Genomic DNA, 11335 nt, shown 5'->3' on the forward strand with positions numbered 1-11335 from the left:
CGGACTGCACGGGGGAGGGCGCGGTCGTGCGGATGGGTCACGCGGTCCTCCCTTCGTCGGGGTCGGTGACGATGAGCGCGGTCTGGCCGCACTCGGAGCACTCGACCAAGCCGCGTACGGGGTCGAGCCAGAGAGCGTTCAGGGTGAGGCAGGTGGCGCAGCGCAGGCCGTGGAGCAGGTGTGTCATGCGGCCTGCCCGTAGTAGGCGACCATGGCGCGGATGTCGGTGTCGGAGACGTAGGCGGCGCGGACGCGGATGGGTTCGGGTGAGGTCTCCAAGCGCATGTACGCGACGCCCGCGCCCAATTCCGGGATGGGTGAGATGTGGTCGGCCAGTGCGCCCCGGTCGCGTGCGCCGTCGCCGAGGACCATGTCCACCTGCTCGGACTCATCGAGCCGTAGGGCGATCTTGTCGGGGAACAGGTTGCGGATGTTCATGACCTCCTTGCGCGGGTCCTGAAGTGCGGCCATGACGCCGACACCGACTGAGCGGCCTTGGGTGGCGAGCGTGGCCAGGGCAGCGGAGGTGCGCTGCCTCAGTTGCCGATCGGGCTGGTAGGCGGTCAGGAACGCCACCTCGTCCACGAGCACCAGGACGAACGGGTCCTCGATCGTCGGGACGTGGGAGCGCTGGAGACCGGCGAAGCGGGTTGCCCGCTTCTGCATGACGCTGACCGCCTCGTCGAGCAGGTCGGCACAGTCGGCCGGGTCGGCGGCGTAGCGGCCTTGGAACAGCTCGCGGCCGAAGGACAGTTCCATCAGCTTGGGATCCAGCGCCCAGACTTCGGCCAGGCCCGCCCGCATGGCAGGCAGCAAGCCGCGGATGGTGTCCCACAGGAACGACCCTTTGCCGGCCCCGGTCGCACCAGCGATCAACACGTGGGTGCCGTGGACTTTGAGCCGGAGTGGTCGGCCGTCCTCTTGCTTGCCGATCTCGACCGGCCCCACGGTCGGCTCATCCGGAACAGGCAGCGCGGGGATCGGTGAGGCCAAAGGGTCGCTGCGTGGGAAGGTCAGCAGCAGTCGGCCGCCCTTGATGACCGCCACCCGGCAGGAGGTGGCGCCGAAGCCGTGGGCGAGGTTGTCGATGCGATCGGACCAGTCCTTGATCGCCTGACCGCCGAGCATGCGGACGGTGATGCGGTCGGCCCAGCCGTCGCAGGTGACGCGGAGCAGGCGCGGCATGTAGACGCGACCGTTGACGCGCTTGGCCAGGCCGGAGACGTCCATGACGCCATGCCAGTGACGGCGGTAGACCGACATCAGCCGCCACCAGGCCAGCAGCCGGAAGCCGACGATCCGCGAGAAGGAGCCGGGTTCGGTGAAGGCCCAGGAGAGTAGCGAGAACACGACGAGGCCGAGCGTGGACGCTGCGGCGGGCCAGCCGGATGCATACCAGACAGCCCCCAGGACGACAGAGACGGCGACGGCGACGGGATGCCGCCAGGTGGTGCGGATGAGAGCTGACAGGAAGCGCCAGCCGTAAACGAGGAAGGTGATGATCGCGGGTGTCTTGAGCACGGCCGGTCGGAAGACGACGGCCGTATCGGGCGTGGTGGAGACGAGGTTGCGCGCCTCATCGCCAGGCAGCCGCTTGAACATAAGCTGGGTACCTCTCGTGATGTGGAGTCAGGGGAGAACCGAGGGGCCGCCGGAAGTTGCCGCTTCCAGCGGCCCCGCCTCTTGCGTCAGGCCGCCGTGTCGCCGACGTCCTTGTTGGCCTGCTCGGCGTGCAGCTGCTCGCAGTCGGCCAGATAGCGAGCAGCCGCGCTGAAGATCTCGCGGGCGATGGCCAGATCGGTTTCGGTGACCGGCCCAGCCCCGGTGGTGGAGATGTGCACGTTCGCCTCCTGGGAGGTGAAGTCCAGGTACGGTCGCGGGTTGCTGAGCAGGAGCCCGACACGCACCTTGAGGCCCGAGGTGTAGAAGGAGACGCCGACGTGCGGCGTCGAGTCGGGCTGCATGGACAAGGTGACGTACGTGTAGGGCCGGTGCTCGATCACGCCGCCACCCCTTGCCCGTCCGGGAGGCCGTAGAAGCTGCGTTCGACGGAACGGGCGAAGCGGTGCGCCTCGCGGGCGAGCTGCCGCGCGAACTCCAGGTCCTCCACCGTCACTGGGCCACCGGTGGTGACAAGGACGGAGGTGGCGCCGAAGTCGAGCGCCAGAACGGGCTCACGACGCGGGAACGGGTGGTTGAGCGTGCGGGCGGCGTGCCCGGTGGTCAGCCGGATCACGCTGTTGCGCGGCGTACGGCGACGAGTCATTTAGGCGGCATCCTTTCCGGCCGAAGCCTTGCTCTGGGCGGGCTGGTTGAGCTGGCGAGGTGCGTGCATCTCCCGCACCTTGATCGAGTACGCGAGCCGTCCGGCCGCGTTGACGTACGGCGTGATGGACATGCCGTCGAACTCGACCGGCGTGAACGGCAGCCCCGGCATGGGCTGCGGCGGCACCGGCTGGACCGGCGCGAGGATCTTGACCGCCACCGTCTTCTGGGCGGGCTTGAGGGTCGGGTCACCGTCCATGACCGCGACTTGCCAGACCAGCTCGGCGGTCTGCTTGTCGCGGGCCTGCACGAACCGGCCGCCGGACGAGGCGTCGAAGTCCTTGACGGGCTCGACCTCGCCGACGATGTAGCAGCCGTGCGGGAAGGCCATGGGGAAGGTGACGGGGATGGGGCCTTGCAGAGCCATAACTACGTTCCTCTCTTGGATGACAGGCACTCGACCTATCAAGTAGTTAGAAGAACTCTCCGTATCTTGCTAGGTCAAGTGACTAGGTGTGAGGTGACGTGCGTGTCACCACTGCGATAGACAGTCGCCCAAACCGATGGCCTGACATGTGAGGAGGATCTGGTGCGAAATCCGGTGGGTTGCTTAGCCGTGGTCGTCGTCGTACCGCTGATCGGGTTGTTCCTGCTGTTCAAGATCCCGATGTGGCGCGACGACGCCCGCTTCGACGGCTTCCGCGAGCGAGCACTCGCCTACCCGCTACCGCCCAAGACGCAGAACAAGGGCAGCGACGACGCGACCTTCGGCAAGATCTCGGAGGGGAACGGCGACTACTGTGAGTACCGCGTCCAACGGGTGCTTCAGACTGGCCTGTCGCAAGGCGAGATCCGCGCCTACTACGACAAGGCTCGCATCAGCGGAGCCGACGCCAAGGGAAAGGCGGACGTGTCTCTGCGCTTCGGTGACGCCACGGGAGACGGCATGGAAGTCACCGTGTCGTTCGGCGACATCAGCCCCAGCGACTGGGACTTCCGCTGTACGTAGACGGCAGCCGGATCACGTGATCGGGTAGGCGTCTTCCAGCTCATGCCGGTCAGCGGGCAGCAGGACCTCGACGACAGCAAAGGGCCGGCCGGAGGCTTCGCGGACGGCGCCGAACACCGCCAGGAGCGGGACGTTCTTCGGCATGCCGAGTTGCTTGGCCTCATCGGCCGAGGGCATACGTGCGGTGATCTGCTCCACGATGTGATCGAACCGCACACCCTTGCGCGCCTGGAGATGTTCCCGCAACCCCTGCGACAACGGCTCATCGCTGGTGAGGTCCGTACCCCCGGAGAGATCCAGCGGCAGCCAGAGCGACACCAGCTCGGTCGGTTCGCCCGCACGCGCGATGAGCCGCCGCCGGACGAACACCTTGCTCTTGGGCTGGAGGTCGAGCAGCGCGGCGACGCGGTTCGGGGCGGTCGCTGAGCCTACTTCGACGACCTCGCCGCTGGTGTCGGCCTCCGGGTTGGTCAGGTAGGCCTGTCCGGGCCGCTTCTGCTCGATGGAGGCCATGGCCGGACGCCCGCGTACGAAGCGTCCCTTGCCCTGCTGGGATTCGATCCAGCCCTGCTCGCGCAGCACCCGCAGGGCGGCGACCACGGTGGGACGGGAGACGCCGAACTCCTGGATGAGCTGGTTCTCACTGGGGAGGAGCGTGCCCGGTGGGTAGTCTCCTGCCTCGATGCGCCTCTGCAGAGTCTGGACAAGCTGCGCATACTTAGGCGGCACGGACTCAAGCGACATCATGACCGTCCAACAGCCGACAGGTTGTTTTACCAAGTTTGAGAGTAACCGGCGAACCACAACCTGTCCACGCGGTTGGGATAGGGCGGGGAAGCCGTACGAGAAGAACCGGCAGGCAGCACAGCAGCCGGACGGGGAAGAACGCCGCGGGGGCCACCACTGCAACTGCCTGCCGGGAAGGAGGCGCGACGAGACAAGTGCGGCGGCGATCCCTGCCCCCTTAGACAGAGAAACGCACTCGCCTCGTCGCGCCGGTCATCACCTGGCGATGTAGTCAGCCAGGAGCTTCGCCGCACCCTCCGGATCAGCGGTCGGGTGCCGCTGCTCAGCGCTCTGCCAGGAGTAGTAGGCCCCGCCGAACCCGACGAACACCCACACCGGCATCCCCGGCTCCCGCTTGTGCACCATGAGCGCGCTGTTGTTGTCGCGCAGCTCGGCGTTGACGCCGAGGTGCGTGAGCTCGTCACGCAGCCGGACGAGCATGTCGCCCTCTTGCTGGATCGGCGGGAAACCGGCCATCGCCGCCCCCATGATCGAGTTCATTTCGCGCTCCCTTCGGCCTGGCCGCCTCCGAGGCAGTCGAGACACTCTCGCTCCTCACATCGGGTCTGATCCGTGTCGCAGTCGCCGATGAGGAGCGCACGGCGCGAGGCGCGCCGCTTGTTCCCGCGTCCCCGGCAGCCGGGGCAGGGCGACGTCTTGCTTGTCTCGTCTGGCCGGATCACCGTCGCCATCTCCTCGTTCATCCGGCGTTCCCTGTAGCGGGAGACCGCGTGACGTACCGTGGTTGCTTGATGACAAGTCCACCGGCAACCGCGTCTGAGCAGGACCCCTGAACGGCCCCCTCATTTCCCCTTTCGAGCCCCCAGCCGGGAGGAAGACCCGAAGATGCCCGACTACATCCCGAACGTGCGGCTACGAGCCTGGCGCAACGAGAGGCACCTCTCACGAGCTCAGATGGCGGACCAGGTCAATGCCACACCGACAGGTGCCGCGGAGAAGTTGACTTGCGACGAGGAGCGCGTACGCCGCTGGGAGGCCGGCGAAGTCCGCTGGCCCCGCACGCCGTACCGGCTTGCCCTGACTCAACTGACCGGGATGGAGCCGGAAGCACTCGGGTTCTCCCAGACCAGACAGACCAGCAGCCGCCTCATCGAGGCCCAGGTCATCCCCGCCGACGCCCTCCGCGCCGAGGCCGACTTGTACGGCACCATGGAACTCGCCCAGCAACTCCAGGCATCCGACGTCGGCACCGGAACTCTAGAAGCCCTCGCCGAAGCCGTCGATCTCCTGTGCCGCGCCTACCCGGTCGTACCGGCGGGCACGCTACGAGACCGCACCCAAAAGCGCCTGGCCCAGATCAACCGACTGCTCTCCGGACGCCTCACCCTGGACCAGCACCGCGAACTACTCGTCATCACCGGCTGGCTCACCGCCCTGCTCGGCTGCGTCCACTACGACCTGGGGGAGCGGGAAGAGGCCGAAACAGCCCGACGCGCCGCCTTCGAGATGGGCCGCCAGGTCGGACATGGCGAACTCATGGGCTGGGCCCACGAAATGTCGGCGTGGTTCGCCCTCGTCGAAGGCCGCTACGAAGACGTCGTCGCCTCCGCCCGCATGGGCCAGGCTGTCGCTGGGACCAGCAGCGCCATGGTTCAGCTAACCCTGCAAGAGGCTCGCGGCCTTGCCCGCATCGGCGACCGCCGTGAAGCCGACCGCGCACTAACACGTGGAGCCGAGGTCCTCAGCACCCTGCCCATGCCTGAGCACCCGGACCACCACTTCGTCTTCGACCACGCCAAATGGGTCTTCTACGCCGCCACCTGCTACACATGGCTGAGCGATGATGACCGCGCTGAGGAGCACGCCCGCGAAACCATCCAGATGCACATGCGCCCTGATGGCACCTCCAATGCCCCGATGAGAGTCGCCGACGCACACATAGACCTTGGCATCGTCCACGCTCGGCGCGGCGATCTCGACGCGGCTGTTGATGAGGGACTGGCCGCCTTCGACATCGATCGACGGTCCCTTACCGACCTCGTGCACCGTGCTGGAGATCTCGACCGTGTGCTACGGCAGCGCTATCGACGCGAAGCGCTTGCCGAAGAGTTCCACGAGCGGTTCGTCACTGCCCGTAGAGCCCTCACTGACCGCCGTCCGGACCTGCTCGATTGAGCGAGAAGCGGGACCACTTGAAGGTCTGCCGTCTGGTCTGCCGAATTGCCGAGTTGTTCTTTCAGGTATCAAGCGGCGGCGCGGCGCGCCGCCGTACCCCCGGCCCTCCGCCCGCCGTCCGGGCGTGCGGCCTAGAGGCCGGTCCCGAACGGCGGCGGGACACCGGGCCGGGCACCGCACGCCAGCCCCGCCGTACTGCCTCGAACGCCATGGCCGGGGTTGCCGCGCCGTCGCGCAGATGCGGCCCTACGATCGCCACTGCACGGTTGGACGCCGTACGTGCTTGGGGGCGATCGACGATCCAGGGTTCGTTCCTCACCCTGGCTCACCGAGCAACGCGGCTGATCTGCGGGATGCCTCACCGCGAGTTTTGATCAAAGCACCGATCGAAGTGGGACAGTTATGCACGCCCGATCTTGAACCGCCGCTGGGCAATAACGGCTTGGCGAACACTGTTCGTGAATTCCTGGCTCCGAGCAATACGGTCGACACCCCGGCCCTATTGGTCCGCAGAACTGACCGAAACCCTTCATCCAGGGTTCCCATCATTTGCTCCCGGGTTGCGTACTCTCGCATGTCAAGTCACAACTGTCTGACCGCGGCAGTCCATAACAGCTTAGTAGATCACCCTCAGGAGCGGTCGTCTCGCCTGTAACCCCCGTCGGACCGAGCGACTGAGACGGGTATGTCCAGAACCATCAGCCATTACGGTCGGCAAGCGCGACCACTTGTGCTGGCTTCCCGACGTTGCCCAGGCCGACCGCGGGAACTTTTCGGAACTTGCTGAGAAAATCGGGCAATGATGGCATGATGGCGCCAAGGAGGGATGCAATGGCCGGGTTCTACTACGAGCAGTCGGATCCAGATCGCTTTCAGCAGCTCTGTCAGTCGCTGATCGTGTCCGAGTACCCGGGCGTTGCCTGCTATCCCGTAGGCCAGAGAGACGGCGGTCGAGACGCTCTACAGTTCATCAATCCGCAGAATCCCTCTAAGGCGCGGCTCTTTCAGGTCAAGTTCGTACGTGAGCCAGCTAAGATCAACGACGTTCACAAATGGCTGGAAAGCACCATCGCAGAAGAAGCGCCCAAGGTTGAAAATCTTCTCACCCTAGGGTACTCGATCGACGAGTATATTCTAATAACGAACGTTCCTGGAACTTCGTATCTTGCGCGCGGCACCATGGACAGGGCCAGAGACCTTCTCGCGCAGGCGCTTTCGGTACCCTCGCAGATGTGGTGGCGTGATGACATCGATCGACGGTGCGAGGCTAATCCTAAAGTAGTTTGGGCATATCCTGAGATGCTTCGCGGCGTCGACATCCTCATGATGATGGCCGAGACGTTTCCAGATGCATATAGCGACGAGCGCTATACTGCGTTGCGGAAATTCATAGTTGAGCAATATGAGGAAGATAGCAAAGTTAGATTTCAGCAGGTTGAGCTCACCAATGACCTGTTGAGTCTCTTTGTTGACGTTCCTGCAGTTATCACCAATAAACCGAATACTCGCAGAGCAAAGTCTGCGCTATTTGACGCGGCGATCGAAGTTGCAGAAAGAATTGAAGCTGCCTCAGCAGACAGGCCTGCGGGGACTGTTCGTCGCAGCTCATCATACTACGGCCAGGACGAGATTCGGGTAGGAGCGGCCGCACTGCTGCTAGATAACGCCATCTCGCGTCTAGCCCACCTGGTTGTCCTAGAGGGCGGTCCTGGCCAAGGAAAGTCAACTCTGGGGCAGTTTGTATGTCAAGTCTATAGAATGAAGATCCTTAAGGAGAAGTATCCCGAGATAATTGATCGGTACTATAGGCCGGCATCCGCCAAATTCCCCATCAAAATCGATCTTAGGGAGTATGCAACTTGGCTGTCGGGGATGAATCCATTCGCAGATGATCCTGCGGAAAAACGTCCGCTAGGGACTGCTAAATCTTTGGAAGCCTTTATAGCCGCGCTCATCACGGACCGCTCGGGCGGGATGTCTTTCAGTGTAGGTGACCTTAGTGCAGTGGCGCAAAAGAGTGCCCTACTCCTAGTATTTGACGGGTTAGATGAAGTTGCTGATGTGGGGGTCCGGAATCGAGTAGTCGATGAGATTTGTGCTACGGCTAGACGTCTGCGCGAGTCCGCCGCCTCCCTGCAAGTCATAGTTACGACTAGGCCGTCAGCGCTTGCAGAAGTCGCCGGGTTCCCTGCTAACATGTTTGAATCATGGTCGCTGAGTAGCCTGACGCGTGGTCTTATCATGCAATACGCAGAGCGTTGGGCGGTTGCTGAGAATCTAAAGCCTAAAGAGTACTCGGAACTTAAGCGCATCCTGAACAATAAACTTGATCAGGCCCACATGCGCGAGCTTGCTCGCAATCCCATGCAGCTTACCATTTTGCTTAGCCTGATCCGAACCCGTGGCGCTAGTCTACCGGATAAGCGAACCACGCTCTATGAGCTTTACGTTGACCTCTTTTTCGCCCGCGAAGCGGGGAAGAACGAGGTGGTCAAACAATTCCGGGATGAGCTCATAGACATTCACAGGTATCTCGCATGGGTGCTTCATTCAGAGGCAGAAAAGGGGCGTGCGCTCGGCAAGATCGAATCTGGACGGCTGCTTGAGGTATTGCGCAAGTATCTCATTGACGAAGATCAAGACCCCGAGTTGGCGAACAAGCTATTCCATGGGGTTACTCAAAGAGTAGTGTTCCTTGTCGGAGCTGTAGAGGGTCAGTACAAGTTTGAAGTGCAGCCGTTGAGGGAGTACTTTGCGGCAAAGTTCCTTTACGAAGATGCACCTCATAGCTCAGTGGGGAATCCGAAGCCGGGCACCATTGATGAGCGCTTTGATGCAATAGCGAGGAATACTTACTGGCAGAATGTAACCCGCTTCTTCGCCGGCTGCTTCAACAAAGGCGAGTTGCCTGCGCTTGTAGAGCGACTCCAGGTGCTTTCGGAAGAGGGTGATCTTGCGCTCACCCATTACCCGCGAGCCATGGCTGCTACTCTGGCTGCAGACTGGGTGTTCAGCAGGAATCAACGCAGCCTCAAACATATCATCCAGCTTGTCTTGGCGAGGGACGGCTATCGGTCTCTGTTTGGATCACTTACTCAGTCCTCAAGCCGAGGCGAGCCGCTTGTTCTTCCCGATGGATGTGGGAGGAGTGAGCTCCTCGACCGTTGTTTTGAGGTTCTCCGAGAGAATCGGCATGCCGACATACGCTTCAGTATCGCCCAGCTTGCTCAGGCAAACTCTTCTGTAGCTGAGCTTAAGATAAGATGGCTTAATACTCCGTCGCCGGCAGATGTCGCTGGCCTACGGGCTCACCTCCTCAATGGCTATGCTCTCGGCGCCCTTTCACACTGCACTCTTGAAGATGTTCTAAACCTTTCTGACCTCGAGCGCCTGCGCAGTGCTGACCTGGCGAGAGTGCTCGCCATGGCGGGGCGATATGATCTGATCGATAAAGTCGATTTTCTGGTCGCAGACTTCCTTGAGGATTTCCTTTTGAGAGGTACTAACTCTGTCTTCTCGACCAACGTGAACCATGAGCTTGCCTATGGTCCTATGCTCACTAATGGTCCTCTTCTTGACCCGCTTGGCTTCATTCATCGCGAATCAGGCAATCGCCGGAGGCTGCTAAGCCGCCATTACGGCTTCAGACTGCACGCGAATTTGGCGCCGTCGCCCAGAGGGGAAGTTCGAGCGCTCGGGGCTATAGCTGACATTCTCATCGATACCCCGAGCGAGGCCTTGGCAAGTGATATCGGTATATGGAGGGGCCTTATCGCGCTGAATGCCGGCTTGGCGGGCGGCGATGACTGGTTGACGGTTCGCCTAGCTCATGCAGCTGTTTTCTGGGTTCGCGACCTGGAGTTCGATGATGTGGCTTATGATAAGGTAAGCTTGACTGATGCATCGGTCGACGTCATCTTCCGTATACAGCGCGCCACCAAGAGTAAAGGAGTTTACTCTTGGTGGAAGGGTCAGTTCGATGCTGCGAGAACGGATCAACAACGGCTTAGGGTCTTGCAGATCGCTTTTCTTGTCTGTGGCCCACTTACGCTGATTAAACTAGTTGCCGCAACTGAGGAATTCATTGAGTCGCTCAGTTTCGAAGAAATGCAGCTCCTTGCTTCGTTGGATCGAGTCAACCAGCCTAATCGCCGCCGTAATCGTAGGCCAGTGACTGGCATTACTAAAATGGGGCTTAAGCCTCGGTCTGTTGCTCTGTTGATGAGGTTCTTGTTGCCCACTGTCTCCGCGTGGTCTGAGTGTATCCATTCTCTTCAGGACTATGGTGGCAACGATCCGTTCGTCCATGATCTTCTGTTGCTTGGGATGGCACCCATTGGTCCATTCGGTCAGGAAGTTGATGACGAGTATTGGGTTCGCCTAGCGAAGCTTTCTAAGATCGCCTACGAGTCCGGCGGCGGAGAGCTTCTGATTTCTCACCTGCATGCTCGCCCGAACTCATCGATGCCGATTGACTTGGCTCGCGAAATCGCAGGCAACCGTGAGCAATACCCGCAGTTCTTGATTAGCCTTGCTGAATCCAGTTGTCTCCGGCACCTGGCGAACAATGCGATTCCTCTCGCGGACGTAGCTAAATCAGCGTGGTGGCCGGAGTGAGGCTAGTGCCTCTAATGCGCCAGTTTTTTTAGCTTAGTACCACCCTCCAATCATCTTTGATACCACCTCCGTACCAGGGACAAGTCGTCCGGACCGAACTGTATCCAGCTTGCTCTCATACAGAGCAAGATCCGTCACATGCACGGAAGGATCTTCGCTTGCCCGGGGGTGGACTGCGCATTCACCGAGGTCACGGCTAAGGGGCGCCGGTAACCGCCGCTCCACTTCTAATCCGACGGTCGCAGGTTCGAATCCTGCAGGGCGCGCCACTCTCCAGCAGCACTCAAGGGCCTCTGACCTGCACAGATGCAGGTTGGAGGCCCTCTTCATGTGTCCGGCTGTCTGCGGCTCTCACTGATCGTTTACGGGCGTCCACGCCCAATGCTTGCCCACTACTCGTTCAGAGGTTTAGCCAGGGCCGTCCTTAAGAAGTCCTAACGCAATGAGGTAAGTCGTCGCCAGCAGAAGAGTGCGCAGGCCAGGCTGAGGAAGGCCTCGTGGATGTCGGCGCGGATCTCCCAG

General features: G+C 61.8%; 10 protein-coding genes. 3 read left to right on the forward strand and 7 right to left on the reverse strand.

Annotated features, from left to right (window positions below; all coding sequences use genetic code 11):
- Nucleotides 1-37: 37 nt before the first annotated feature.
- From ABFX54_RS40810 to ABFX54_RS40830, 5 genes are all read right to left on the reverse strand, one after another.
- Complete coding sequence (locus ABFX54_RS40810; RefSeq protein WP_346112212.1) at nt 38-187, reverse strand: hypothetical protein; 150 nt, start codon at nt 185-187, stop codon at nt 38-40.
- Complete coding sequence (locus ABFX54_RS40815; protein ID WP_346112213.1) at nt 184-1602, reverse strand: FtsK/SpoIIIE domain-containing protein; 1419 nt, start codon at nt 1600-1602, stop codon at nt 184-186. The genes ABFX54_RS40810 and ABFX54_RS40815 overlap by 4 nt, the downstream gene beginning before the upstream one ends.
- A gap of 86 nt (nt 1603-1688) precedes the next feature.
- On the reverse strand, nt 1689-2003 hold the full coding sequence (locus ABFX54_RS40820; protein WP_346112214.1) for a hypothetical protein: 315 nt from the start codon (nt 2001-2003) through the stop codon (nt 1689-1691).
- Nucleotides 2000-2266 carry a hypothetical protein gene (locus ABFX54_RS40825; RefSeq protein ID WP_346112215.1) on the reverse strand — a complete coding sequence of 89 codons (267 nt, stop codon included), beginning with the start codon at nt 2264-2266 and terminating at the stop codon, nt 2000-2002. Before ABFX54_RS40825 ends, ABFX54_RS40820 begins: the two co-directional genes overlap by 4 nt.
- Nucleotides 2267-2692: a plasmid replication, integration and excision activator gene (locus tag ABFX54_RS40830; protein ID WP_346112216.1), complete on the reverse strand. Its 426-nt coding sequence runs from the start codon at nt 2690-2692 to the stop codon at nt 2267-2269.
- Between the two features lie 162 nt (nt 2693-2854).
- On the opposite strand from ABFX54_RS40830, the gene ABFX54_RS40835 reads away from it, so the two are divergent.
- Nucleotides 2855-3274, forward strand: a complete 420-nt coding sequence (locus ABFX54_RS40835) for a hypothetical protein (protein WP_346112217.1) — start codon at nt 2855-2857, stop codon at nt 3272-3274.
- Between the two features lie 12 nt (nt 3275-3286).
- Here ABFX54_RS40835 and ABFX54_RS40840 read toward each other — a convergent pair whose 3' ends face one another.
- Nucleotides 3287-4003 (reverse strand): GntR family transcriptional regulator, encoded by a 717-nt coding sequence (locus tag ABFX54_RS40840; RefSeq protein ID WP_346112218.1) that lies wholly within the window; start codon nt 4001-4003, stop codon nt 3287-3289.
- A gap of 273 nt (nt 4004-4276) precedes the next feature.
- Entirely contained in the window at nt 4277-4561 is a 285-nt protein-coding gene (locus tag ABFX54_RS40845; protein WP_346112219.1) for a hypothetical protein, read from the reverse strand.
- A 345-nt stretch (nt 4562-4906) separates the two neighbouring features.
- Here ABFX54_RS40845 and ABFX54_RS40850 point away from each other — a divergent pair, with 345 nt between their 5' ends.
- Both ABFX54_RS40850 and ABFX54_RS40855 read left to right on the forward strand, forming a co-directional pair.
- The gene (locus ABFX54_RS40850) at nt 4907-6196 is read left to right on the forward strand and encodes an NsdA family TPR-like regulatory protein (protein ID WP_346112220.1); all 1290 of its coding nucleotides are present in this window, start codon (nt 4907-4909) and stop codon (nt 6194-6196) included.
- Between the two features lie 831 nt (nt 6197-7027).
- On the forward strand, nt 7028-10813 hold the full coding sequence (locus ABFX54_RS40855; protein ID WP_346112221.1) for an NACHT domain-containing protein: 3786 nt from the start codon (nt 7028-7030) through the stop codon (nt 10811-10813).
- The last annotated feature ends 522 nt before the right edge of the window (nt 10814-11335 follow it).

Source organism: Nonomuraea maheshkhaliensis (assembly GCF_039529435.1).
Taxonomy (GTDB): domain Bacteria; phylum Actinomycetota; class Actinomycetes; order Streptosporangiales; family Streptosporangiaceae; genus Nonomuraea; species Nonomuraea maheshkhaliensis.

Excerpts from the sequence above, each read along its gene's own strand:
- ABFX54_RS40850 (WP_346112220.1), top strand. The coding sequence starts at position 4,907 with ATGCCCGACTACATCCCGAACGTGCGGCTACGAGCCTGGCGCAACGAG.
- ABFX54_RS40810 (WP_346112212.1), bottom strand. The coding sequence starts at position 187 with ATGACACACCTGCTCCACGGCCTGCGCTGCGCCACCTGCCTCACCCTG.
- ABFX54_RS40855 (WP_346112221.1), top strand. The coding sequence starts at position 7,028 with ATGGCCGGGTTCTACTACGAGCAGTCGGATCCAGATCGCTTTCAGCAG.
- ABFX54_RS40815 (WP_346112213.1), bottom strand. The coding sequence starts at position 1,602 with ATGTTCAAGCGGCTGCCTGGCGATGAGGCGCGCAACCTCGTCTCCACC.
- ABFX54_RS40830 (WP_346112216.1), bottom strand. The coding sequence starts at position 2,692 with ATGGCTCTGCAAGGCCCCATCCCCGTCACCTTCCCCATGGCCTTCCCG.
- ABFX54_RS40845 (WP_346112219.1), bottom strand. The coding sequence starts at position 4,561 with ATGAACTCGATCATGGGGGCGGCGATGGCCGGTTTCCCGCCGATCCAG.
- ABFX54_RS40825 (WP_346112215.1), bottom strand. The coding sequence starts at position 2,266 with ATGACTCGTCGCCGTACGCCGCGCAACAGCGTGATCCGGCTGACCACC.